This window comes from Blautia pseudococcoides, assembly GCF_001689125.2.
Lineage (GTDB): Bacteria > Bacillota > Clostridia > Lachnospirales > Lachnospiraceae > Blautia > Blautia pseudococcoides.
This window is the reverse complement of record NZ_CP015405.2, coordinates 1,024,139-1,048,982: the sequence shown is the minus strand read 5'-3', so window position 1 is coordinate 1,048,982 and position 24,844 is coordinate 1,024,139. Positions and strand designations below refer to the sequence as shown.

21 protein-coding genes are annotated in these 24,844 nt (G+C 47.5%); 2 read left to right on the top strand and 19 right to left on the bottom strand.

Features of this window, described 5'->3' with window-relative positions:
* Positions 1-86 precede the first annotated feature (86 nt).
* The 10 genes from A4V09_RS24190 to A4V09_RS04780 form a co-directional block, all read right to left on the bottom strand.
* A complete protein-coding gene (locus tag A4V09_RS24190) occupies positions 87-227 on the bottom strand; it encodes a hypothetical protein (RefSeq protein ID WP_157123451.1) in 141 nt (46 codons plus the stop codon).
* Positions 178-1,542 carry a sensor histidine kinase gene (locus A4V09_RS04820; RefSeq protein ID WP_065541344.1) on the bottom strand — a complete coding sequence of 455 codons (1,365 nt, stop codon included), beginning with the start codon at positions 1,540-1,542 and terminating at the stop codon, positions 178-180. The genes A4V09_RS24190 and A4V09_RS04820 overlap by 50 nt, the downstream gene beginning before the upstream one ends.
* Positions 1,542-2,258 carry a LytR/AlgR family response regulator transcription factor gene (locus A4V09_RS04815; protein ID WP_065541343.1) on the bottom strand — a complete coding sequence of 239 codons (717 nt, stop codon included), beginning with the start codon at positions 2,256-2,258 and terminating at the stop codon, positions 1,542-1,544. The genes A4V09_RS04820 and A4V09_RS04815 overlap by 1 nt, the downstream gene beginning before the upstream one ends.
* 352 nt (positions 2,259-2,610) lie before the next feature.
* On the bottom strand, positions 2,611-3,636 hold the full coding sequence (locus A4V09_RS04810) for an aldose 1-epimerase family protein (RefSeq protein ID WP_242963961.1): 1,026 nt from the start codon (positions 3,634-3,636) through the stop codon (positions 2,611-2,613).
* 96 nt (positions 3,637-3,732) lie between these two features.
* Positions 3,733-5,229, bottom strand: coding sequence for a glycerol kinase GlpK (gene glpK, locus A4V09_RS04805; RefSeq protein ID WP_065541342.1), 1,497 nt, complete (start codon positions 5,227-5,229; stop codon positions 3,733-3,735).
* Between the two features lie 148 nt (positions 5,230-5,377).
* Positions 5,378-6,058, bottom strand: a complete 681-nt coding sequence (locus tag A4V09_RS04800) for a D-lyxose/D-mannose family sugar isomerase (RefSeq protein ID WP_065541341.1) — start codon at positions 6,056-6,058, stop codon at positions 5,378-5,380.
* A gap of 94 nt (positions 6,059-6,152) precedes the next feature.
* A complete protein-coding gene (locus A4V09_RS04795; protein WP_065541340.1) occupies positions 6,153-6,401 on the bottom strand; it encodes a helix-turn-helix domain-containing protein in 249 nt (82 codons plus the stop codon).
* A 124-nt stretch (positions 6,402-6,525) separates the two neighbouring features.
* Entirely contained in the window at positions 6,526-8,517 is a 1,992-nt protein-coding gene (locus A4V09_RS04790) for a KUP/HAK/KT family potassium transporter (protein ID WP_065541339.1), read from the bottom strand.
* Between the two features lie 19 nt (positions 8,518-8,536).
* Positions 8,537-10,702, bottom strand: coding sequence for a protein translocase subunit SecDF (locus tag A4V09_RS04785; RefSeq protein ID WP_065541338.1), 2,166 nt, complete (start codon positions 10,700-10,702; stop codon positions 8,537-8,539).
* 34 nt (positions 10,703-10,736) lie between these two features.
* Entirely contained in the window at positions 10,737-11,159 is a 423-nt protein-coding gene (locus tag A4V09_RS04780) for a hypothetical protein (RefSeq protein ID WP_065541337.1), read from the bottom strand.
* A gap of 139 nt (positions 11,160-11,298) precedes the next feature.
* On the opposite strand from A4V09_RS04780, the gene A4V09_RS04775 reads away from it, so the two are divergent.
* Entirely contained in the window at positions 11,299-12,564 is a 1,266-nt protein-coding gene (locus A4V09_RS04775; RefSeq protein ID WP_065541336.1) for a peptidoglycan-binding domain-containing protein, read from the top strand.
* 101 nt (positions 12,565-12,665) lie between these two features.
* Here the strand turns inward: A4V09_RS04775 and rseP are convergent, their stop codons facing one another.
* From rseP to A4V09_RS04730, 9 genes are all read right to left on the bottom strand, one after another.
* Positions 12,666-13,964 (bottom strand): RIP metalloprotease RseP, encoded by a 1,299-nt coding sequence (gene rseP / locus A4V09_RS04770; RefSeq protein WP_084043432.1) that lies wholly within the window; start codon positions 13,962-13,964, stop codon positions 12,666-12,668.
* 1 nt (position 13,965) lies between these two features.
* Positions 13,966-15,108 (bottom strand): 1-deoxy-D-xylulose-5-phosphate reductoisomerase, encoded by a 1,143-nt coding sequence (dxr, locus tag A4V09_RS04765; protein WP_065541335.1) that lies wholly within the window; start codon positions 15,106-15,108, stop codon positions 13,966-13,968.
* 16 nt (positions 15,109-15,124) lie between these two features.
* Positions 15,125-15,934: a phosphatidate cytidylyltransferase gene (locus A4V09_RS04760; protein WP_065541334.1), complete on the bottom strand. Its 810-nt coding sequence runs from the start codon at positions 15,932-15,934 to the stop codon at positions 15,125-15,127.
* Positions 15,935-15,936: 2 nt separating this feature from the next.
* A complete protein-coding gene (gene uppS, locus A4V09_RS04755) occupies positions 15,937-16,644 on the bottom strand; it encodes an undecaprenyl pyrophosphate synthase (RefSeq protein WP_065541333.1) in 708 nt (235 codons plus the stop codon).
* A 69-nt stretch (positions 16,645-16,713) separates the two neighbouring features.
* The gene (gene frr / locus A4V09_RS04750; RefSeq protein WP_065541332.1) at positions 16,714-17,271 is read right to left on the bottom strand and encodes a ribosome recycling factor; all 558 of its coding nucleotides are present in this window, start codon (positions 17,269-17,271) and stop codon (positions 16,714-16,716) included.
* Positions 17,272-17,288: 17 nt separating this feature from the next.
* A complete protein-coding gene (gene pyrH, locus A4V09_RS04745) occupies positions 17,289-17,984 on the bottom strand; it encodes a UMP kinase (RefSeq protein WP_065541331.1) in 696 nt (231 codons plus the stop codon).
* Between the two features lie 13 nt (positions 17,985-17,997).
* Positions 17,998-18,354 carry an Hpt domain-containing protein gene (locus A4V09_RS04740; RefSeq protein ID WP_065541330.1) on the bottom strand — a complete coding sequence of 119 codons (357 nt, stop codon included), beginning with the start codon at positions 18,352-18,354 and terminating at the stop codon, positions 17,998-18,000.
* Positions 18,355-18,530: 176 nt separating this feature from the next.
* Positions 18,531-19,898 carry a sodium-dependent transporter gene (locus A4V09_RS04735; RefSeq protein WP_065541329.1) on the bottom strand — a complete coding sequence of 456 codons (1,368 nt, stop codon included), beginning with the start codon at positions 19,896-19,898 and terminating at the stop codon, positions 18,531-18,533.
* Between the two features lie 214 nt (positions 19,899-20,112).
* Positions 20,113-21,138: a nucleoid-associated protein gene (locus A4V09_RS04730; RefSeq protein ID WP_065541328.1), complete on the bottom strand. Its 1,026-nt coding sequence runs from the start codon at positions 21,136-21,138 to the stop codon at positions 20,113-20,115.
* Positions 21,139-21,586: 448 nt separating this feature from the next.
* On the opposite strand from A4V09_RS04730, the gene carB reads away from it, so the two are divergent.
* Positions 21,587-24,808 (top strand): carbamoyl-phosphate synthase large subunit, encoded by a 3,222-nt coding sequence (gene carB / locus A4V09_RS04725; RefSeq protein WP_065541327.1) that lies wholly within the window; start codon positions 21,587-21,589, stop codon positions 24,806-24,808.
* The last annotated feature ends 36 nt before the right edge of the window (positions 24,809-24,844 follow it).

Here is a 24,844-nt window from a genome sequence, read left to right as displayed (position 1 = left end):
TATATACAAGGTATTCCTTAATCTGATAAACCTGCTTATCCATTTTTACGATCTACTTAACTGCATCAAAATCAACAAAAAGCCATCTAACAACATGCAATTGAAAAGATTGGACCACAATCCTGGGAAAAAGTAATAATTTCCTCTTTTTCTTCACACCATACTACCCTTGCTTCCTCAAGTTCCTCCAGAATATTTCCTTCCGGATTCATTTCTTCCTTCTTCATCCTTATCACCTCCTTCCTTTGAAACAACAACACTTACCTCAAATGAGCTTTCATCATAATTGATGTCTATAATTCCATCGTATTTCTGAATTACCTGTTTCACATTTTCTAGTCCCCAGCCGTGAATTTCTGTATTCTCTTTGTCTGAATTGAACCTTCCATTAATCCTCTTTGGAATCCTTTGGCTGCTATTTTTTACTCTTATTAATATCATTTGATTGACCGTCAGTAATTCTAGTGAGATCCATCTGTTTTTCATCTCGCACTTAACAGATGCCTCTATTGCATTATCCAATAAATTACCAGCTATAATATATAAGTCTGCGCTGTCTATTGGTATTTCATAGACATCTGTGTAAAGCTCAAATTGAATACCATTTTCATCCATTTTCTTTTGTTCATAACTTATCAAAAAATCAACATCTTCATTTCCTGTCCAGATTTTCATTTTCTGCTGGTTAATTGTAACATCTAATAAATTTTCAATATACCTTTTTCCCTCTTCAAATTCTTCATTTAAAAAACAATTTAAAAGAAATCGCAGCTCATGCTTACGCTCATGTAATTTTTTATTGCCATCTATATATTTTTCCTTCAGCATTATATATTGTTTTTCTTTCAAATTCTGCTGAACAACAAAATTTTGTTTTTCCTTTTTCAGCATTTGTAACTGGATTAAAAAAAATAAGAATAAGTTAGATACCACCAAAAAACAAATGAAGATGAAAAACGGAAATATTATTTTGTTATCCATTTTATATAAGCTTAACCTCATCAAATATACAATAATACACAATTCCAATACACCAACAAAAAGAAATAACAAGTTATACTCTTCAAAAACGATATGCAAAAATTCCCCTTTACTGCATTTAAGTAGTCTATAGCTAAGTAAAATCAAAAAAACCAACAAATAACATACAATTAAATCCGCCCAATTGTGGGTTCCGTAATTAACTTCTTTTATACCTCTGTCTGTATATAATCCATTTATAAGGAGATAAATAAACTTGACCAACTCCAGACCGAAGAAATAAAAACAGTTCCACGCCAGCGTTTTTATTAAACTACTTTGTGTAAACAACCACATGTATACAGAAAAGGCAACTATAAATACGGTAATTCCACCCGTAGAAACCAAAGCCTGACAAATATTCCATGCAGTAAGGCAGCAAAACACCACAAAAAACACATACTCCAGAATTCTCGCCCCTATCCCTTTAAAACGTCTTTCCTGATAAATTAGCCTGAACAACAAAACTCCCATACCATTCAATAATACCTGCTGCACAAAAAAAAGGCCGAATAATACCATTATCTGTTTTTCCTCCAATATTCTGTTATCTGATTCTTTACATCCCCCAGCCTTGGCCTGCTCACTGGAATTCTTTCTCCACTTCTAACAACTATCTCTCTCTGTTTTAGTGACATAACATGCAGGATATTTACCACAAACCCCTTATCTACAAAAATAAACATTTCAGAATTTAACTCTTCATATACTTCTTTTAAAGTTTTTCTTATTTTACATGCCCCCATTTTATTATGTATGACAACATACTTACCGTCTTTTTCCATATAATAAATATTCTGATATGGAATAGCTTCCATACGGGAACTTGTCTCCACATAGTATTTCTTTTCTTCTCTTATTAATAAATAAGAACACAGCTTATTGTAAGCCTGAGGCAATTTTTTTTCTAACACTCCCTTAGGAATATAGCGGAATGTATTTACTTCATATGCCTCTACTGCATATTCCAAATAGTCTGTAATATAGATAATAAATGGTTCCGGATAATTTACCCGGATTTTTTTTGCCACATCTAATCCCGACATTCCAGGCATTTCCACATCCAAAAGAAAAATATCATAATACTCCCCTTCCTCCAAATCCATCAAAAGAAGCTCTGATTTTTGATAAGCCTGGATCGTATATTCCGCACCTCTGCTTACAAAATAGGAATTAGTCGTTTCTTTGATTTTTTCAAGCCCTTCCTTATCGTCATCTAATATTGCAATATGTATCATAAAATTTTCCTCTCATTAAATCCCATATTACTGTCCTAATTCATCTTATCTAAACCACTGACATTATTTATTAAGAGGAACTTGTTTCCCCAGCTTAAAATCTATTACATGATATTTATTAGGCATATTTTACCATATTTCATTTTTTACCGCAATAGAATTGTCTATTTTGCACTAAATTGTGTTCTTAACGGAACCCATTTCGACCTAATCGATTTCAAAGTTTTTGAGTCGGACATCAAACGCCCAATATAAAACCGCTGCACTACCCTTATTTTAAGGGATTGCAACGGTTTTCTTTTCCACCAACTGTCAAAGCTGGGATTCTATTATACTCTTATAAAAACAATTATCAGCCCTCCACACGAAGCACCAAATCCACACATCTCCTCTCCCCCGCTCCAATCCTGCGAAGTGTACCATTCTCCTCTTCCCATTTCTGGCCGTCCACATGGCAGTTACAAGGTTCCAGCCCCACAACGTAGTCCCCCGAAGCCATGGACTTCCACTGTGTAAAATTCGGCAGTTCCTTCTCCGGAAATTCCACGCAGATTCCCATTCCCAGTTTGGGATTCTTCACCTTTACACATGCCTTGCCATTTTCATCAAACCGGATCTTATGGTAAAACACCTGTTCCGGGAGCAGATCCACCGTCTCTCCCACACAGTTCCATGGAAGTTCTGTCTGTTCTGTCTCCCCTTTCAGCACGGTTTCCAGTGCCGGTACTTCAACCACACTCCCCTCATCCAGCAGAGGATACCCCACATTGCAATGGTACAGAAGCATAAACGGCTCATCCCCGAATCCCTCATTCACATATTCATCATGTATCTTGACCTCACTGCTTCCAAGTTCCGCTGAAATCCTCCTTCTCAGCACAATATTCTCCCCAAACAGGGCCGCCTGGCGCATTTCCCCGGAGATCACGATGCGGTAAACATCCCCATCCCAAAAGGCATCCGCACACACATGCTCTGCCGGTGTTGAGCGCAGATAGCCGTGCATGGGAAGCGGTGCATCCGGCGTCAGGTCCGGTTTTCCCACATTACTGGTGCCGCAGGTAAAAAACATACCGCCCATTATACTCTTCTGTGCCTCAAACCCGCTGCTGTCAAACCTCTGCCGGTTCATAAGACCCGGTTTACTGAGAAAATTCAGGTTTACCCCTTTATAGGTCATCTCCACAATATCCAAACATTTGTCAATCGCCACAGTAAAAGCCAGTTCCCCGGCTTTCACCTCATAAGCCCTGAGTCCTGCTGCTGCCCCTTCCTCAAAAGTCACCTTTCTCACATAGGCAATCTGCTGTATACTGCCCGTTTTCTTCATGATCTCTCTTTTCATCCTGTATTTCCCTTCACTTTCTCTGACTTTCATGCTATCCGTATGCCGGAGCGCTGTATTCCTCTCACCGTTACGGTTTTCTTATATCACAGCAAAAATCCCCGTCACCCGGGGACTTCTGCCATATTTTCAATCTTCTTTTGCCCATCCGTAAGAACATTTTACGGCTCTCTCCCAGCCCTTCATTTTCTTATTCCGCTCTTCCATGGAGATAACCGGTTGAAAGGTTCTCTCAATCTCCCAGTTTTTCACGATCTCATTTTTATCCTTCCAGTACCCAACCGCCAGTCCTGCCAGATATGCCGCACCCATGGCAGTGGTTTCCACACACTGCGGCCTCTTTACCGGAACCTGTACCATATCGGCCTGGGTCTGCATAAGGAAATTGTTGGCGCTGGCCCCGCCGTCCACCTTCAAAGAAGTAAGAGGAATGCCGGAATCCGCTTCCATGGCCCGCACCACATCATGCACCTGATAAGCCAGAGACTCCAGCGTTGCACGGATAATATGATATTTGTTCACTCCCCTGGTAAGACCCACAATGATACCTCTTGCATACTGGTCCCAGTAGGGCGCTCCCAAACCTGTAAATGCAGGCACTACATAACAGCCATGGGTATCCTTCACCTTTTTTGCCATATATTCAGAATCCTCCGCACTGTCAATAATGCGGAGTTCGTCTCGAAGCCACTGGATAGCAGCTCCGGCTACGAACACAGAGCCTTCCAGCGCATAATTCACTTTGCCGTCCAGCCCCCATGCAATGGTGGTCACCAGGCCATTTTTTGAAAATACCGGCTTCTCCCCTGTATTCATAAGGAGAAAACATCCTGTCCCGTATGTATTCTTTGCCTCCCCCTCCGAAAAACAGGTCTGTCCGAACAGGGCGGACTGCTGGTCCCCGGCCGCGCCGGCAATGGGAATCTCTCCGCCGAAAAAGCTGGCATCCGCCATGCCGTAGACACAGCTTGAAGGCTTCACCTCAGGCAGCATACACCTGGGAATCTCCAGTTCTTTCAGAATCTCCTCATCCCACTCCAGCTTGTTTATATTATAGAGAAGGGTTCTGGAGGCATTGGAGTAGTCTGTTACATGTACCGCGCCCTTTGTCATCTTCCAGATCAACCAGGTCTCCACCGTTCCAAAAAGCAGTTCCCCTTTTTCCGCCCTCTCCCTTGCTCCCTCCACATGGTCCAGGATCCATTTTACCTTGGTACCGGAAAAGTAAGCGTCAATGATCAGTCCTGTCTTGGCTCTGAACACCTCAGTAAGCCCCTTATCCTTCAGGGAGTCGCAATACTCGGAAGTACGCCTGCACTGCCAAACAATGGCATGATAGACCGGCTCACCTGTATTTTTATCCCAGACAATGGCTGTCTCTCTCTGGTTTGTGATGCCAATGCCTGCAATGTCCTTAGCCTCCACGCCAACCTTCTGCATCGCCTCCACAGCCACACCAAGCTGCGTGGACCAGATCTCATTGGCATCGTGCTCCACCCAGCCCGGCTTCGGAAAATACTGGGTGAATTCCTTCTGGGCCACACTGACCATCTCACCCTTCTCATTAAAAAGAATACAGCGGTTGCTTGTGGTTCCTGCATCCAGTGCCATCATATATTTTGCCATATGTAAAAATCCTCCATTTTTCTCTCACCGGCACTTCCCCGGGTGCCGGCAGTCTGTATATCAGGGGTTATCACGAACAAAAGCTGTCCAGCCGGAAAGAATCCCTCTCTCTGGCCTGACAGCTCTTTGTCTCAATTCTCCTCGAGCTTTATTCTGCCTTCGGATATTCCGTACAGAGCAGACGGTACGGTGCCTCGTCCTCCTCTATCTCCGGAAATCTTCCGATGGGCTCATAAAAACGGTTATCATTTTCATCGTCATTGCACATGGAAACTTCACCTAAAAGCACAGGGCCTGTGCCTGGCTCTAACTCAAAATCATGATACATATACGGATAAACCGTTATGCTCTCACCCGGCTGCAGCTTCACCTGAGTACCAGCAGGCACTGTAAATTCCCTGCCGTCACAGTTTACCGTCACGTCTGTGTCCGCAAACTGGCCGTCCTCGGTGGAGTTATATACACGGATCAGGACATTGCCCCCTCCTCTGTTTATAATATCCTCCATCTTGTTCCAGTGGAAGTGCATGGGGGCCATCTGTCCCTCTTTTATGTACAGCAGCTTCTCTGCATAGGTCTTTGTATACTTGTCCATCTTCAGGTTGCCGTTTCTCAGGGTTATGAGGGAAAATCCCACCTCATCAAATCTGCCCAGACCGTAATCCGTAATATCCCATCCCAGCATATTGTCGCGAATCTCGTCGTACTCGGAACCCTTTTCCTTCCAGTCTTCCGGTGTAAAATGGCAGAATGGGGGAAGCTTAAAACAGCACTTATTGACCATCTCCTCCATCTCTTTCAGCGCTGCATTGATTTCTGAACGTTTCATATATTCTTTGTCCTTTCTGTCTCTTATCTGCTTCCTATTTTAGCGCTTCTAATGGTATTTTTCAACAAGAAAATAATCATTTTTTCCGCACTCTTTACTGCAGATTTATATCACTGCGGAAAGCAAACAGTTTCCACGTCTTGATCTCCAGTGCCTCTGCCACTTTCAGCAGCGTTTCCACAGAAATTTGTGTAGGCATCTTTGGTGCTTCAATGTTGCTGATATGCGTTCTGCTTATGCCTACCATCTGCGCAAGCTGTGCCTGTGTGATCCCCTTTAACTTTCTGTAATAGGCTATGTTAAGCCCCAGTTCCATTAATTGTGCATTTATATCTTCGCTCATGTCATTCACTCCTTTTCTACTATTTTGTAGAAAAATCAAGTGCTTATCTATACCTTATTTATGACTATTTTCATCATTTCTGCACAATTTTGTAGTTTGCACACTTCCCACGGCATTTTACCGTTCAAACCCGCCTGAGAGGACGGAGATTTTTCATCTTAATGAAGAGCGGAACATACTCCAGTATCAGAGCGGAATTCTCCAGGCCGTACCATCTGGCGGAGGAGCCGGCCACCCGGCGTATGGCATATTTCAGCGAGACCGCGGCCCGCCCGGCAGGGGTGATATCGCTTTCCGGTATGAGCAGTTTCCGGATCAGGCAGAACTGGAAGCTTCCCACCTCCCCGGACCCGTAGATGGAATATTTCGGCTCCTGGGACGGAAGTTCATCACTGTCAATAAGTTCCTCCACAATCTGCCGCAGATACACATTGATCCTCTGGTCCACCTTGAATCCCAGGCGGAGCTGGATCTTGAATATATAATCCGTGCCAAAATTCTCCACAGTATATTCCCTGGTATAGGGCTGGTCCGTGACCTGGATATTGATGAACCAATAGGCTCTTGCCCGTTTGGGACGATCCAGAACGGAATACAGAATATCACGGTCTAACTCCTCCACACGTGTTTCTTTTGTGATATACACAAGATTATCTGTCTGGACCGGGATACTGGTATCCTCCTTCAGCCTTCCCATCTGACCTACAAAATCCCGCACCTTCAGGTACACTGCCTGAGAATTTTCTATAGCGGTTCCACGGTACCACACCACCATGATCCCAAAGAGGACAGCAGCGATAAACAGCGCCACATAACCGCCCCTTTGGAATTTACTCAGGCTGGACAGGAAAAAGGTCCCCTCCAGTCCTCCGAAAAACACCAGAAACAGCCAGGAAAGCCAATATTTTCTCCTGATCTTATTCAGATAGATAAACAAAAGCAGCGTAGTCATCAACATGGTAAGCGTTATGGCCAGACCATATGCAGCCTCCATATGGGCACTGGTCCTGAAATAAAGCACCAGCAGAGAACAAGAGATCCACAGCACCAGATTGACCAGCGGAATAAAAATCTGCCCCTTGATCATGGATGGATACACAATCTGCATATGCGGCATTAAATCCAGCCTGCTGGCCTCTGAGACAAGGGTAAAAGACCCTGTCACCAACGCCTGTGAGGCTATGATAGCTGCTATCGTTCCCAGCACCACCCCTGCAGGCCGTATTTCCTCAGGCAGCATCTCGAAAAACGGGTTCATATCCGGCATATCCGCCAGGCTTTTGCTGCTGCGGTTGGAGAGCAGCCAGGCCCCCTGCCCCAGATAATTGAGGATCAGGCATATTTTCACAAAAGGCCAGCTTGCGTAAATATTCTGTCTGCCCACATGCCCCATATCCGAATACAGGGCTTCCGCCCCTGTGGTTGCCAGGAACACACTTCCCAGGATCATAAAACCCATGCGGTTGTCAGGACTTATGAGGATCCTGATGGCCCACAATGGGTTCAATGCCTGTATGATCCCCGGATTTCCCAAAATGTGAAAGCATCCGGCTGCTGCCAGAAAGAGAAACCACAGCGTCATAACCGGACCAAATGCCTTTCCTATCGAACTGGTCCCCGCCTTCTGCACCAGAAATAATCCGCTGATGATCACAAGGGTGATGACCACGATCTTATCCTGATCATTTCCCAGCACTGTATAGACCCCCGGAATGCTTCTGAGACCTTCAATGGCTGTGGTGACGGTCACTGCAGGTGTCAGGATCCCGTCTGCCAGCAAGGCAGCCCCTCCGATCATGGCCGGGAACACAAGCCATTTCCCGCATTTTTTCACCAGGCTGAACAGAGCAAAAATACCGCCCTCATTGTGATTGTCCGCCCGCATGGCAATCAGCACATATTTGACTGTTGTCAACAGGATAATGGTCCATATGACCAGGGAGAGCGCACCATATATGACATTCTCTCCCGTTTGAGCAATTCCGCCGTTTCCTGCTATAATAGATTTCATCACATACATGGGCGAGGTTCCGATATCCCCGTAAACCACGCCTACAGAGATCAGGACTGCGCCTGCACTGAAGGGTATCTCTGTCTCTCTTAGTGCTTCTTTCATCTCAAAACACCCTTTCCCTCTATTTCTTCTTACTCTGTTTATGCTCTTCCCAGCACACCCAAAGAGGGCCTGCAATACACACGGAAGAGTAACATCCGCTGATCATCCCTGCCAGAAGCGGGAGGGAAAATACCTGAATAGATTCTATGTGGTAAAAAACGGAGAACAGAAAAATGATAAATACACAGGCCACCACTGTTAGGGCTGTATTGACAGAACGCCCCAGCGTCTCCGTGATGCTCCTGTCTACCAATTTTGCCAGTGTCTCTCCTTTTCCTTTTTTCTTCTGGTTCTCCCTGATCCTGTCATAGAGGACAATGGTATCGTTAATGGAATATCCGATAATGGTCAGCGTCACCGCCACAAAGGCATCATTGACCGGGATCCTGCAGACACCGAATACAAACACCACGATCAGAATATCATGCAGCAGTGCCGCCACAGCGGAAATCCCTGCCGCAAGCCCGGACATGGAGGAAAACCGTATCCTTATATATATGACGATAAACAGGGCGGAAAGTACAATGGCAAGCACGGAATTTTTCAGAGCTTTGGCACCGATATAAGGCTCCACCGCGTAAGTCTCAGACAGCGTATATTCCTGTCCCCCCTCTTCATCCAGTGCCTTTGCCACCTCCTGCTGCTCCTGTGGTGAAAGTCCCTTGTTGCCTGCCAGGGTCACTGCCAGCTTCTGCTGCCCGCTTACCGGGTCTTCTGTTATCTGGATATTGGCGGGCCGTTTAAGCACAGCTTCCACACTCTCCTTGAGTTTTTCTGTATCCGCATCTCCTGTACAAGTATATTTCAGGATCACGCCTCCGGTAAACTGTGTATCCAGCTTCAGGCCGTTTGCCGCACTCAGTATAGCACCGGCCAGAAGCACACAGGCTGTAAAGAGAAAAATCCATCTCCGCTTTCCGGAAAAATCCAGAATTTTCTTTTCTCTTTTCCTGCGAAACATGGACGGGCGTTTAAAAAACTCATACTGTACCACAGAGGTGAGCATGGTCCTGGACATCCACACACCTGCAAAAAGGTTGATCACCACACCGGTAAACAGCGTATATCCAAAACTCAGCATAGTTCCCGATCCGAACAGCATGAGGATGACTGCCACGGCTGCTGTGGTGATGTTTCCGTCCAGCACAGAGGAAAAGGCTCTCTGGTATCCTGCCTTGACTGCAGCTTTTACCGATAAGCCATGCATCAGTTCCTCACTGATACGCTCACTTATGATGATATTGGCGTCCACAGCCATACCTGCGGAGAGGATCAGCCCTGCAATGCCGGGCAGTGTAATGGTATACTGGGGAATGGAGATAGCCAGTACCTGCAGCGCCATCTGGAACAGCAGTGTAATGCAGCTCAGCACCCCGGGCAGCTTGTAGTAAAGGCTCATGAACAGGCATACCAGGACCATGGCCGTCACTGCGGCAGCCACCATGGATTTTAACGCCTGGCTTCCCAGAGATGGACTGATGGTATTGTAGTTGCTGGTCTTCATGGAAAAAGGAAGGGAACCGGCATTTATTTTGTCGGAGAGCGCCTGGGCCTCCTCTCTGGACGCCATACCGTTGATGACTGCCTCCCCTCCCTCTATCTTCTGCTGGACTACAGGGTTGGAGATCAGCGTGTCATCCATATAGATACCGATATGTTTTCCCAGATTCTCTTCTGTTGCGCCTGCAAATTCCGCTGTGCCGCTCTTATCAAAATGAAGTTCTACCTCATACGCCCTTGTATCCCTGTTCTGCACCACAGAACTGCTGGCAACATCCTGTCCCTCCACCAGCACCTTGTGGTCTTCATCCTGAAATGTCAGCTTTGCCGTCTCTCCCAGCTCCGCTATGGCCTCTTCCGGGTTAAAATCTTTTTCATCGGATTTCCAGGGGAACCTGACAAGGATCCTGCCCTCCTGTTTCTCTATGGTTACCTCCCGGTCAAGTATATTTCTGGAATCCAGCCGCTCCTCCATAATATTTCTGGCGGATTCCAGCTCTTTGGCAGTAGGCTTTTGGGTGATTCCCACAGGCTCGAACACAGCCTCCACGCCGCCCTTGATATCTATGCCGAACCTCATATGACGGATTCCCTTAATATCACTTCCACAGCCAAAAAAGGCAATGAAAAGAAAGACAGCAATGGTTCCCAGCGCTATCCAGATATGTGTTTTTTTATTTTTCATGATTTCCCTGCTTTCTGTTTCATGATTTATAGAATCAGATGAAAGGGGGAAATCTCTTTTTTCCGTCCTTATACTGGACAATGGAAATTAATTTAATGGGGTGGTCGTTCAGTAAGAAACTGCGCCTGGAAAAGGCATAGAGTGCAGCCTTTGTCTCTCCTGAAAACAGAAAAACAAGGGCACAGGAAAAAAGAACAGCAAAAAAAGGAAGAGGCCCGAGAAAATCATTCCCTTCTTCCTTGCTTTTACTGGCACAGAGACGTGAGGGTGTTTCTTCCTTCTGGAAATTCACAAGCTGTTCCGCATGGCCTGCCTGTGTGATAGCGGCCTGACCGGGCAGGTGTGAAAATCCGTTTCCCGCGCCTGCGTTTTCCTGCCTCTGTGAAAAAAGGAAAAAGAGACACAGTACACAAAAAATGAATGCGATACCATAACAAATACCCTGCATCTTTTTCATGATACTCTGTCCTCCCGTCTATAAAGCCATATATGTTATGTGGAATCTTAGCACAAAGGAATGCTTCTGTCAATGATTCTGTCACATTTTTCTTTTTCCTGCATATCCTAAACCAACGAACTGCCATGAGGTTTTACCTATGAATTATGATCCCATAAAAGCCATGCAGGCGGACCACCCGGATGAAGGCCGCCTGCGGATTTCTGTGCTCTCCTCCATCAGAAACACGCCCATTGAAAATGCCACCATAGACATTACCTATACAGGAGACCCCACCTCTGTCATCGAGGAGCTGAAGACAGATGCCAACGGGCAGACACCGGAGATCACACTTCCTGCCCCTCCCCTGGAATACAGCATGGAGCCTTCCGAGTACCAGCCCTACGCAGAATACACCTTCCACATTGAAGCCCCGGACTTTGAGCCTCTTGATATCGCCGGTGCGGAAATCCTGCCGGAGGTGACTGCGCTGCAGACTGCAAGGCTCCAGGCCCAGACGCCGCAGAACACCTTCCAGAACATTGTTATTCCAGCCCATACCCTCTTTGGCATATACCCGGAGAAGATACCGGAGGATGAGATCAAACCCATGGATGAATCCGGGGAGATCGTTCTGAGCCGCGTGGTAGTACCGGAGTTTGTAGTGGTACATGACGGTGCCCCCACAGACCCCACAGCCGAGAACTTTTATGTGCGTTACCGGGATTACATCAAAAATGTGGCATCCAGTGAAATCTATGCCACATGGCCCATAGAGACCATCCGGGCTAATGTGCTGGCGATCATGTCCTTTACCCTGAACCGTGTCTATACAGAATGGTACCGGAACAAAGGCTATGACTTTACCATCACCTCCTCCACTGCCTTTGACCACAAGTGGATGAACGGCAGAAATATATTTGACAGCATCTCTTTGGTAGTGGATGAACTGTTCTCTAACTATCTCTCAAGACCCGGGGTCCGGCAGCCCATTCTGACACAATACTGCGACGGGCAGCGGGTGACCTGTCCGAACTGGATGACACAGTGGGGTTCTAAATACCTGGGCGACCAGGGCTACACCGCCATCGAGATTCTGCGGAACTTCTACGGCGACAACATGTACATCAATACCGCGGAGGAGATTTCCGGCATTCCCATCTCCTGGCCCGGGTATAATCTGGATATCGGCTCTTCAGGGGACAAAGTAGAACAGCTTCAGGAGCAGCTTAATGCCATCCGTCAGGGATACCCGGCACTCCCCGCCGTAACCGTAGACGGCATTTACGGAGAAGGGACGCAGCGGGCCGTCAGGGATTTTCAGCGGATCTTCAACCTGCCTGTCACTGGTATCGTGGATTATCCGACCTGGTACAAAATACAGGAAATATATGTTGGTGTCACAAGAATAGCGGAGTTAGTGTAAAACTACAGGCTCCCTGCCCAGGAATAAAAGATCCGGAAAGACCGGGTACACTCTATTTTGTACCCCATCCTTCCGGATTTTTTATTCTGCATCCATGCCTTTTACAGCCTTTTGATATCATTAAACAGGACAAACACCATGAGCAGCATCAGCAGTACAAACCCTGCAAAATGTATCATGCCCTCCACATTCCTGTTCACCTCTTTGCCCCGTATGGCCTCTATGAGGAGGAACACCAGACGTCCTCCGTCCAGCGCCGGTATGGGCAGCAGGTTCATAACGCCCAGGTTGGCGGACAGAAGGATCACCCAGTAGAGCATCTGCATACCCACTATGACAGAGCCCTCCGATTTTGCCTCCTGGACGGAATCTCCGATGGCATCCACGATTCCCACGGGACCGGACAAATCGTTCACGGAAAAGGTTCCCTTGATGAGAAGCCCCAGGCTCTGCACCGTACTGGAGATCCAGTAGCGGACTTCCACGGCGCTGTATCTGAGCACTCCTAAAAATCCTGTCTTTTCTCTGTATAAATTATAGTCAAACCCGCTGCTGACAACGGTACGCATCTGAGGCTTTGCCGTAACTTCCCGTTCCTTGCCGTTACGATCCACCGTCAGGGTGATCTCCTCCCCGGACAGCGGATGTTCCTCCATATAAGCCTGAAGCGCTTCTCCGTCAGCTATCTGGGTGCCCCCAATGGCTGTGATCACATCTCCGGCCTGAAGCCCGGCTTTCATCATCGGACTGTCAATATAGATTTCCATGATCTGTGCAGGTCCTTCGCTGCTGTAAGTGAATCCCAGCATTTTCTTCTCTATACTGTCAGCAGTAAAGGAAATGACTATGGTCTCCCCATCCCGCTTTACTTTCATATCAATGTTTTTATCCTGATACCCGTGCAGCGTCTGGTAAAGGCTCAAATCCCTGCCAATGGAAATATGTTTTCCATTGAATTCTGTGATCAGGTCCCCTTCCTGAAGGCCTGCCGCTTCGGCTGCGGACCCCTCCTGTACCACGGTCACCTTTGCAGGGTCGTATCCCACCACGCTGGTAATGATCATAGCACAGACAAATGCCATAATAAAGTTAAACACAGGACCTGCCGCCACCACGGAAATCCTGGACCACACAGAGGCATTGTTGAATGACCCTGCGCTGTTGTCATCATCATCCTCTCCCACCATCAGGCAGGAACCACCGATGGGGAACAGTTTCAGGGAATACCTGGTGCCGCCTTTCTCCGTGGATATGATCCTCGGCCCCATGCCGAGAGAGAATTCTGTCACTGCAATGCCGTTTCTCTTTGCCAGCAGAAAATGTCCCAGCTCATGAAAAATGACAATCAGGGAAAAGATAATGACTGCGATTAAAATATTAATAATTCCGGAAAAACTCAATCTACCACCTGCCTTCAATCCATCTGTAAGTCTCCTGTTCGATGCCTGTAATCTCATCTACGTCCGGATTCTCAATCACTTTATGTCTTTTCATAGCGTCTTCAATTATTGCATAAATATCCAGGAAACCGATTTTTCTGTTCAAAAACATACCTACTGCCTTTTCATTGGCAGCATTGAATACTGTGGGCATGGAACCGCCCCTTCTGGATGCCTCCATTGCCAGCGGCAGCCCTTTAAAGGTCTCCATATCCGGCTCCTCAAATGTGATGGAGCCAAGTTTTGCAAAATCCAGGCGCCCGCCGGGCAGAAAACGTCTCCTGCCGCCGTACAGGGCGTACTGAATGGGAAGCCGCATATCCGGAGTCCCGAGCTGGGCAATGATGCCCCCGTCCACAAATTCCACCATGGAATGGATCACGCTCTGGGGCTGCACCACTACCTGTATCTGCTCCAGATCCATATGGAACAGCCACTTTGCCTCCATGACCTCAAGCCCTTTGTTCACCAAAGTTGCGGAGTCAATAGTAATCTTCTGCCCCATAGCCCAGTTTGGATGCTTCAGCGCATCCTCCACCTTGATATTGGTAAGCTCCTCCCGCTTCTTTCCACGGAAGGGACCGCCTGATGCAGTTATGAGCAGCTTGTGGATCCTGGAGGGTTCTTCCCCGCACAGAGCTTGGAATATGGCGCTGTGCTCACTGTCTACCGGCAGAATACGCACGCCGTATTCTTTTGCAAGGGGCATGATGATATGCCCCGCAGTAACCAGTGTCTCCTTATTGGCAAGGGCAATGTCCTTTCCTGCACGGATGCCTTCCACAGTGGGCCGGATCCCGATCATGCCCACAATGGCTGTGACGAGAATATCCGACTCCGGCATAGCAGCCAGCATCAGAAGACCTTCCATTCCTCCTACTACCCTGCAGTCTGTATCTGCAACCCTGCTCTTCAGCTCAGCGGCCTTTTTTTCATCACCCACAGCTGCCAGCCTGGGATGGAAACGCCGGATCTGTTCTTCCAGCCTAACAATATTGCTGCCTGCGGCAATCCCCACCACCTGCAGGTCTTCATTTCTCTCCACCACATCTAAAGTCTGGGTGCCGATGGAGCCTGTGGAACCTAATATCGCAATTTTTATCATATCCTCAAAACCTCATTTACAGCAGCACATTTGCCAGGAAATAGATGAACGGTGCCGTGAATATAACACTGTCAAAGCGGTCCAGAATACCGCCGTGGCCCGGGATCAGTCTGCCGTAATCCTTTATCTCTTTGTTTCTCTTGATCGCAGATGCCGCCAAATCCCCAACCATGGAGATCAGAGCACCCACAGCACAGATCAGGGCGTACATAAGAGCCGTATGGCCGGAAGCAGGATTCCACTTTGCGATCACCACTGCGTAAAGGGCACCCAGCAGCGCTGCCCCCAGAACACCGCCCACGCCGCCTTCCACCGATTTTTTGGGACTCAGTACAGGAGCCATCTTGTGCTTTCCGATCAGCATTCCCACACAGTAAGCACAGGTGTCGCTGCCCCAGGAACTTAAAAAGATAAGTCCCACAAGCCATGCGCCCCCTTCCAGATTCCTGGTCTTATAGATATAAGAAAGCATGACCGCCACATATAGGACGCCGAACATGGCAGCCATGATCTGGTCCGCATGGTATTTGGGGTATGTAAATACATACACGGCCATAATGAGAACCAGTGCGAACAAAACAGCAATGAGGGAGAACTCCTCCTTCTCAAACAGAAGGGTCAGGTAGTAGATCACCGCCCCTGCATACCCCACAAGCTCCAGGCTTCCCACTCCATTTTCCTGCACCTTCATGGCCTTGTAGAGTTCCTGCATACCAATCATGGAGATGGCAACAAGCGTGGCAAAGAGCACGATCCCTCCCGGTATAATGGCGGCAAGGGCAATGATGACCAGCACAATTCCGCTTAACAGTCTTGTCTTGAACATGCTCACGCCTCCTTCACGCCGCCGTATCTGCGGTCTCTCTGATTAAATTTCTGTATAGCCTTTTCAAACTCTGCCTTATTAAAATCCGGCCATGCCACATCTGTAAAATAAAACTCCGTGTAAGCAAGCTGCCACATGAGAAAATTGGAGAGGCGTTCCTCCCCGCTGGTGCGGATCAGCAGATCCGGGTCCGGCAGGCCTTTTGTATCCAGATATGCGGATATGGTGTCCTCTGTGATCATTTCCGGGTCCAGCACACCCTTTTTTACATCCCTGGCTAAATCCTGCACCGCTCTCTTGATCTCATCCCTGCTGCCGTAATTCAGCGCGATCTGGAAATGCAGTTCGTCAAACTGGCTGGAATACTCCTCCAGTTCTTGGATCCTTGCCTGCAGATCCTCATCAAAAACGGATGGTTCCCCGATCACACGGACCCGCATCTTGTTGTCCCTTGCTATTTTCAGACATTTTTTCATATAATTGCGGAACAGCTTCATCAGACCGTCCACTTCATCTTTTGAACGCTTCCAGTTTTCAGTGGAAAAGGCAAAGACTGTAAGATATTTCACTCCCAGTTCCTTGGCTATGGAACATATTTTTTCCAGATTCTCGCAGCCTTTCACATGCCCGTATGTTCTTGGCATTCCTTTGGCTTTGGCCCAGCGGCCATTTCCATCCAGAATGATCGCCACATGATTTGGAATCACCATGTTTTTCTCCTCCTACGCATAAAAGAGGCACAATACCTTTTTCTTGTATGTGCCCCTCTTGATTCTAATTTATACTGTTAAAATTTCTTTGGATTTTTCTTCCACTGTTTTATCTATGTTCTTGCCGAATTTATCTGTCAGTTTCTGGATATTCTCCTCCAGCTCTTTGATCTCATCCTCAGATACATCCTGTTTTGCCAGTTTTTTAAATGCCTCGTTGGCATCGCGGCGGATATTACGGATAGCTACTTTTGCAGCTTCCCCTTTTTTCTTCACGTCCTTAACCAGCTCTTTCCTGCGCTCTTCTGTTAGCTCAGGCAGCACCAGACGGATAGACTTTCCGTCATTATTCGGGTTGATCCCCAGATCAGATGTCAGGATAGCTTTCTGGATGTCTTTGATCAGGGAAGACTCCCACGGCTGGATCTGAATCATTCTGGGTTCCGGTACCGTTACATTTGCCACCTGCTGCAGAGGTGTAGGTGCCCCATAATAGTCTACGGTGATTTTATCCAGAATATGCGGATTTGCACGTCCGGCACGGATCGTTCCCAGTTCTTTTACCAGGGCCTCCATTGTTTTGTTCATCTTATCTTCATATTTTGCGATTCTTTCATCTGTTGCCATTCTCATTTCCTCCCAGATTATACTAATACTTTTGTTCCCGTGAATTTACCGTGTGCGGTATTCACAATACTGTCTTTCTCATTCAGTCCGAACACCAGCATGGGCATTTTGTTTTCCATACAGAGTATGGACGCAGTCATATCCACAACAGCCAGCTTCTTGTCAATAACTTCCTGGATGCCCACCTCATCATACTTCCTGGCATCCGGATCGCTCTTGGGATCGCTGTCATACACGCCGTCCACAGCCTTTGCCAGAAAGATCATGTCAGCTTCAATCTCAACTGCCCGCAGTACCGTGGCCGTATCTGTTGAAAAATAAGGGTGGCCTGTACCGCCTGCCATAAAGACAACCATGCCGCGGTCGAAATATTTATTGACACGGTCCTTAGAGAATAATTTTGTAAAGGAGCCGCATTCAAACGGGGTCAGGACGCTGGTCCTCATGCCAGCCGTGCGGAATATCTCAGACACATAGATACAGTTCATGACTGTGGCAAGCATCCCGATCTGGTCTGCTTTGGTCCTGTCAATGTTCTCGCTGGTACGGCCTCTCCAGAAGTTGCCGCCTCCGATGACAATGCCCACCTGGATGCCCTCATCCACCAGAACTTTTACCTGGCGGGCAACCTCCATGACGGTCGCCTCATCAAACCCTGTTTTTTTAGGGCCTGCCAGTGCCTCTCCGCTCAGTTTCAGTAAAATTCTCTTCATCTGTCATTCCTCTTCACTCTTCATTTTCTCTGATGATCTTTATTATCTCATGATACTGCTTTTCAATTATGTCCATATCCTCTTTTGAGGGCAGTTCGCCTCTTCTGCTCTTCTCCACTGCGGGCTGCATCTCATTATAGAGGCTGCTAAGCCCCAGATTTCCGGAAACACCTTTCATGGTATGGGCTGCTTTAAAAAATTCCTCGGCATCCCCCTGGGCGAAAGCATTCTTCATTTCCATGAAAGTTTCATCCTGAGGAAACTTTTTCAAAAACTTCATGCACAGCATTTCATTGTTCATAAAACGCTCCAGTGTGCCATTCATGTCACATCCCGCGTCACGCAGTTTTGTCAACATTATATGTTCCATATACATTCTCCTATTATATACCGAAAATCAGCCTTATCCGGTACAGCATCTGCAGCTGCGGCATTTACCTGTCTGTCAGATTTGCTACAGTCCACCCGATAGCGCGTGAACAATAACTCAGATTTTTATTCTATCCCTAGTATACCTGTAAAATTTACTGATTTCAAGGGAATTTTCTATAAACTCTGAAAGAGGCTCCAATATCCCTGAATAAAGATAAAAAGCACAATGACCGGCAGGATAAATGTAAGATAAGCTTTTATTTTCCTTGGAAAAGCAACGCCTTCTCCTGTGTTGGCTTCTTTCAGGAAGTTTTTCCAGCCCCATCCGTATCTGGTCACACAGAACAGAAGATACACGAGGGAACCTAAGGGAAGCAGATTATTGCTGACCAGGAAATCTTCAAATCCCATGATATCTTTGCCTAAAATAGTGAAATCACTCCAGATCGTCATTCCGAAAATACAGGGCAGGGACAGCAGGAATAAGGCAATGCCGTTTATAAGAGCTGCCTTTTTTACACTCCAGTCCCACATATCCTGTGCAAAGGAAATAATATTCTGGAACACGGCAATAATAGTGGACAGCGCCGCAAAGGACATAAATAAGAAGAACAGGGAACCCCAGAGCCTTCCGCCTTTCATGGCATTAAACACATTCGGCAAAGTGACAAACACAAGGCCAGGACCTTCCCCCGGATTTACCCGGAAGGCAGAACATGCCGGAAAAATGATAAGACCGGCAATAAGCGCTACCATGGTATCCAGGATCGTAATGCTGACAGCCTCACCGGTAAGCTTATGGTCTTTGCCTATGTAGCTTCCGAAGATAGCCAGAGCGCCGATCCCAAGACTCAGGGTAAAAAAGGCCTGTCCCATGGCCGCGAAAATAACTTCCTGGATCTTATACTCAGCCAGCTTGCCGAAATCAGGCAGCAGATAGAATTTAAGTCCCTCCGACGCGCCCTCCAGTGTGCAGGAACGCACAGCCAGCAGCACCATCAAAGCCAGCAGCACCACCATCATCATTTTTGTGATCTTCTCCACACCCTTCTGAAGACCCATGGAACAAACCGCAAAACCGATGATAACGATCAAAATCATCCAGAAGATCATTTGTGGCATATCTGTAGAAAGGCTTCCGAATGCAGCGCTGACACCCTCCGTGTCAAGTCCCGCAAAGTCGCCCTTCACCATTTTAATAAAATAGGCCAGCATCCAGCCGCCAATGGTTGTGTAGAACATCATAAGCAGATAGTTGCCTGCCATACCGAAATACCGGTAAACATGCCATTTACTGCCTTTTTTCTCAAGCACATTGAAAGATGTGGCAATACTTTTCTGACTGGCTCTGCCCACTGCAAATTCCATGACCATGATGGGCAGTCCTAAAACGATCAGAAAGAACAAATAGATCAGCACGAACGCCGCACCGCCGTACTTTCCCGTTATATAGGGAAAACGCCATACATTTCCAAGGCCGATGGCACATCCTGCGGATATCAGGATAAAACCCAGCCTGGAAGAAAATTTTTCTCTTTCCATTTCCTCAACCTCTTTATTTTTTTACCGGATTCGTCCTTCTCGGCTGAAATATTGTATCATAATGTCTGATAAAATGCCACAATTTTATTTCCGCGGGCAACGAGCCAAGCAGCCATGCTTGCATGGGTATTTGGCGACTGCCGCGAGGGTCAAAGACCCCGCAGCTCGCTGTGCTGCAAATTTGATGCCCCGATGCTTGCGGCGGGGTCTTTGACTAACGACTCTCAATACTTCCTATGTTTTTTATGAGAACTGAGATCGTACCGTCCGGATTGGTGATAAATTCCACTTTATCCTTATTATTGTACTCCTCCATAGGAATTTTAAGCTCAATTCCCGTGTCTGTAAGCAGGTGTTGTTTTGTGAACTTTTTGGTGGTAGTCGGGTTCTGGGGTTCCACACGGGTCTCTGCCAGATTGTATTTCTCCAGCTTCTCCTGTACTTCCTCCCGCATCTGGGGATGCTCTTTAAAAATCTTGTCCATCACCACAGGCACATCCAGAATACCCTCGCTGGAAAGCTCCTGGTTGATGATACTCTTAGTCTCCATCTGCACCTCAAACTGCTCGGACTCATTGTAATACTTCTTCTGCACATCTGTCACCGCTTTATTTACAATAGAAAGCCGGGTCTTGGCTGACAGGGAGCCCTGACATTTTAAAAACAGTTTAGAAAAATAGTTAGTCTTCACACCGCTCACGTCATACTTTTTTTCCACCAGACGCACATACCGGGGCGCACCCAGATCAAGCAGGGCGGCCTCGGAGAGCTTTTGTGTCTCCCCCGGAAGGATGGCCTTCTGCATGATAATGTCATTGTTGTTGCCCCAGGGGTCCGCATTGGTCAGGTGTGTATAAGAGGTACGGTAGTTCATCTTCAAGAGCGCCAGATAGTTATGCCTGTCCACCTGGTACTCTGCTACCAGAAGGTCCGCCGGGGGAATTTCAATATTCTGGTTCATGATGGTAAAAAGTTCCTGGGCAATTTTCTTGGAGATCTCAACAAAATTTTCAGTATCATATTCTTCCACATATTTATAAAGGGTGGATTCTTCCTCCGAAAAGCTGCAGCTTCGTATCTCGTCACTGGTATCAATCCTGAAAATATGGGCTTTTAAAAAGTCCGCAAAATCAGAACCATAATCAAGTACCTTGTCAGACAGAACCGGCATCCCCACTGTGGAGTCCAGAATATGTACGATCGCCTGTCCAATATGGATTTCTTCTTTGTCTGCTATCATATGTGTTTCACTCCATGCAGCTATTTTTCATCTCCATAGCTGCCACTCCTTTTCTGATCTTTTGCACCTGTATACGGAAAACGGATACAGGTTTCCTGTAAAGTATACAGCAAACTGCAAATTTTATCTACATTTTTCGGGCTATTTATACTTGCGGCAAAATATAGGACTATGCTATAATTGTCCCTGATGAAGGCGTGATACACAGGCGTTACTATTCACAGCCCTGCAAAAACGCAGTTCTGTGAATAGTAACGCGTTTTGCGATGCACAGATATGGAACATTCTGCTCCATATCGCGCTGGCTGTCCCGGGATTTTCATGCGCAGGCGCATAAAAACACCTCGCGGGATAGTGGCTGTGAATGGTAAAACACAGGCCTTCTTTATCATGTTCCGCCAAATTTCCATGGCGGATTATAAAGCACAAAGAAAAATGGAGGATAGCTATGCCAAAGAGAAATGACATTCACAAAATTCTGATCATCGGTTCCGGCCCTATCATCATCGGACAGGCCTGCGAATTTGATTATTCAGGAACACAGGCATGTAAAGCATTGAAAAGCCTGGGCTATGAGATTGTACTGGTCAATTCCAACCCGGCAACCATTATGACAGACCCGGCAACAGCTGACGTTACTTACATCGAACCGCTGAACGTGGACCGTCTCACAGAGATCATTGACAAGGAAAGACCGGATGCCCTGCTCCCTAACCTGGGCGGACAGTCCGGACTGAACCTCTGTGAAGAACTGTACAACGCAGGCGTTTTAGAAAAATATAAAGTAGAAGTCATCGGCGTACAGGTTGACGCCATCAACCGCGGCGAGGACCGTATCGCTTTCAAAGAGGCTATGAGTGAACTGGGAATCGAGATGGCCAAAAGTGCACCGGCCTATACGGTTGAGGAAGCAGTGAAAATCGCTTCCGAACTGGGATATCCCTGTGTCATCCGTCCTGCCTACACCATGGGCGGTACCGGCGGCGGCATTGTATATAATGAGGAAGAACTCCGCAAAGTGGCAGCCCGCGGTATTGCGGCATCTATGGTGAACCAGATCCTCATAGAGGAGTCCGTCATCGGCTGGGAAGAGCTGGAAGTGGAAGTTGTCCGCGACGCAACAGGCAAGAAAATCTCCATTTGCTTCATAGAAAATATTGACCCCATGGGCGTGCACACAGGTGACTCTTTCTGTTCCGCTCCTATGCTGACCATTTCCCAGGAAGTACAGGACCGTCTGGAAAAACAGGCACACGCCATCGTGGAATCTATCGGTGTCATAGGCGGAACCAATGTGCAGTTTGCACATGATCCTAAGACTGACCGTATCATCATCATTGAGATCAACCCCAGGACTTCCCGCTCCTCAGCACTGGCATCCAAGGCTACGGGCTTTCCCATTGCCTATGTATCCGCACTGCTGGCTGCAGGGCTTACGCTCTCAGAGATTCCTTATTATAAGGGAGGCTCTCTGGCAGATTATAAACCGTGCGGCGACTATGTGGTTGTAAAATTTGCACGCTGGGCATTTGAAAAATTCAAAAAAGCGGAGGATAAACTGGGCACCCAGATGAAAGCTGTGGGTGAGGTGATGTCCATCGGCAAGAATTATAAGGAAGCACTCCAGAAAGCCATCCGCTCCCTGGAAAAAGGCCGCTATGGTCTTGGATTCGCAAAAGACTTCCATGAGCTTTCCCTGGACGAGCTGTACCTGAAACTGAGCGAGCCTACCAGCGAGAGACAGTTTATTCTCTACGAAGCGATCCGAAAGGGTGCACCTCTTACCAAACTTCATGAGATGACCCGTATCAAAATGTGGTTCCTGGAGCAGATGAAAGAACTGGTTGACCTGGAGGAAAAAATCCTTGCCTGCCGCGGCAGCAATCTGACTGACGAACTGTTGATCCAGGCTAAGAAAGACGGCTTCTCAGACAAATACCTGACACAGCTCCTGGATGTGGATGAATGGGAACTGTTCCGAAGAAGAGAGTCCCTGGGTATGAACGAACGCTGGGATGCGGTTCCCGTAAGCGGTGTGGAAGAACCCGCTGCCTACTACTACTCCACCTACAACGGGGAGGACAAAGCACCTGTATCAGACGGCCGCAAGGTCATGGTCCTGGGCGGTGGTCCAAACAGGATCGGACAGGGTATTGAGTTTGACTACTGCTGCGTACACGCTGCCTTCACACTGCGCGACCTGGGCTTTGAGACCATAATGGTCAACTGTAACCCTGAGACAGTATCCACAGATTATGACACCTCAGACAAGCTGTACTTTGAGCCGCTGACCGTGGAAGATGTTATGTCCATTTACAATAAAGAAAAACCACTGGGTGTCATCGTGCAGTTCGGCGGCCAGACACCGCTCAACATCGCGGCGGAACTGGAGAGACGCGGCGCTCACATTCTGGGTACTTCCCCGGCTGTCATTGATATGGCTGAGGACCGTGACCTGTTCAACGCAATGATGAAAAAGCTGGATATCCCCATGCCGGAATCGGGAATGGCAGTCAATGTGGATGAGGCCCTGGAAATCGCCCACCGCATCGGTTATCCCATGATGGTTCGTCCTTCCTATGTACTGGGCGGCCGCGGAATGGAAGTGGTCTACGATGACAATATGCTCCGCGACTACATGGCAGCCGCCATTGATGTGACGCCGGAACGCCCCATCCTTATGGACAGATTCCTGCAGAACGCGCTGGAGTGTGAGACAGACGCCATCTCTGACGGTTCCAACGCATTTGTTCCTACCGTGATGCAGCATATCGAACAGGCCGGTGTCCACTCCGGTGACTCTGCCTGCGTGATCCCGTCTGTGGAAATCTCTGAGGAGAACAAAAAGCTCATCCGCCAGTACACCACAGCCATTGCCTGCGAGATGGGTGTAGTCGGTCTGATGAACATGCAGTACGCAATCTGTGAAGGCAAGGTTTACGTTCTGGAAGCCAACCCACGCGCATCCCGTACGGTACCTCTGGTATCCAAGGTGTGCAATATCAACATGGCGAATATTGCCACAAAGCTCATGACATACGAGCTGACCGGGGAGTGTCCTGACGTGACTTCTTTCTCTGAAAAAGCACATCCGTACTACGGTGTGAAGGAAGCGGTGTTCCCATTCAACATGTTCCCTGAGGTTGACCCACTTCTGGGACCGGAAATGCGTTCCACAGGCGAGGTTCTGGGACTGAGTGAATCCTTTGGTCTTGCATACTATAAAGCACAGGAGGCAGCAGGTGCCAAACTTCCGCTGTCAGGCAATGCACTGGTAAGTGTGAACAAAGGCGACCGTGTGCAGGCTCTGGAAGTTGCGAAACAGCTTCACGAGCTGGGCTTCACCATTGTATCCACAGAAGGCTGCGGCCAGTATTTCACAGAAAACGGGGTTCCCTGCAGGATTCTCAAAAAACTGCAGGAAGGCCGTCCAAATATCTACGACGCTATGGTAAACGGGGAAGTGGACCTGATTGTAAACTCTCCTGCCGGAAAGCAGAGCAAATACGATGATTCATACCTGAGAAAGACCGCCATCAATAAGAAAATCCCTTACCTGACCACCATGTCCGCAGCGCTTGCAAGCGCCAAAGGCATTGCAGCGGTCATCCGTAAGGAACACGGCTCTTTGAAATCCCTGCAGGAATACCATAAGAGTCTGGAAGCATAAAAAAAGCTGCTGCTGCTTTGCCTGCAGCTGTGAAGG

Bases quoted from the DNA above. Each gene is read 5' to 3' on its own strand.
- A4V09_RS04790 (WP_065541339.1), bottom strand. From the start codon at position 8,517: ATGAAAGAAGCACTAAGAGAGACAGAGATACCCTTCAGTGCAGGCGCA.
- A4V09_RS04815 (WP_065541343.1), bottom strand. From the start codon at position 2,258: ATGATACATATTGCAATATTAGATGACGATAAGGAAGGGCTTGAAAAA.
- A4V09_RS04730 (WP_065541328.1), bottom strand. From the start codon at position 21,138: ATGATAGCAGACAAAGAAGAAATCCATATTGGACAGGCGATCGTACAT.
- A4V09_RS04740 (WP_065541330.1), bottom strand. From the start codon at position 18,354: ATGGAACATATAATGTTGACAAAACTGCGTGACGCGGGATGTGACATG.
- A4V09_RS04810 (WP_242963961.1), bottom strand. From the start codon at position 3,636: ATGAAAGTCAGAGAAAGTGAAGGGAAATACAGGATGAAAAGAGAGATC.
- uppS (WP_065541333.1), bottom strand. From the start codon at position 16,644: ATGGTGATTCCAAATCATGTGGCGATCATTCTGGATGGAAATGGCCGC.
- A4V09_RS24190 (WP_157123451.1), bottom strand. From the start codon at position 227: ATGAAGAAGGAAGAAATGAATCCGGAAGGAAATATTCTGGAGGAACTT.
- A4V09_RS04760 (WP_065541334.1), bottom strand. From the start codon at position 15,934: ATGTTCAAGACAAGACTGTTAAGCGGAATTGTGCTGGTCATCATTGCC.
- pyrH (WP_065541331.1), bottom strand. From the start codon at position 17,984: ATGAAGAGAATTTTACTGAAACTGAGCGGAGAGGCACTGGCAGGCCCT.
- A4V09_RS04785 (WP_065541338.1), bottom strand. From the start codon at position 10,702: ATGAAAAATAAAAAAACACATATCTGGATAGCGCTGGGAACCATTGCT.
- A4V09_RS04795 (WP_065541340.1), bottom strand. From the start codon at position 6,401: ATGAGCGAAGATATAAATGCACAATTAATGGAACTGGGGCTTAACATA.
- A4V09_RS04775 (WP_065541336.1), top strand. From the start codon at position 11,299: ATGAATTATGATCCCATAAAAGCCATGCAGGCGGACCACCCGGATGAA.
- A4V09_RS04820 (WP_065541344.1), bottom strand. From the start codon at position 1,542: ATGGTATTATTCGGCCTTTTTTTTGTGCAGCAGGTATTATTGAATGGT.
- A4V09_RS04800 (WP_065541341.1), bottom strand. From the start codon at position 6,058: ATGAAACGTTCAGAAATCAATGCAGCGCTGAAAGAGATGGAGGAGATG.
- A4V09_RS04780 (WP_065541337.1), bottom strand. From the start codon at position 11,159: ATGAAAAAGATGCAGGGTATTTGTTATGGTATCGCATTCATTTTTTGT.
- frr (WP_065541332.1), bottom strand. From the start codon at position 17,271: ATGGCAACAGATGAAAGAATCGCAAAATATGAAGATAAGATGAACAAA.
- dxr (WP_065541335.1), bottom strand. From the start codon at position 15,108: ATGATAAAAATTGCGATATTAGGTTCCACAGGCTCCATCGGCACCCAG.
- glpK (WP_065541342.1), bottom strand. From the start codon at position 5,229: ATGGCAAAATATATGATGGCACTGGATGCAGGAACCACAAGCAACCGC.
- carB (WP_065541327.1), top strand. From the start codon at position 21,587: ATGCCAAAGAGAAATGACATTCACAAAATTCTGATCATCGGTTCCGGC.
- A4V09_RS04735 (WP_065541329.1), bottom strand. From the start codon at position 19,898: ATGGAAAGAGAAAAATTTTCTTCCAGGCTGGGTTTTATCCTGATATCC.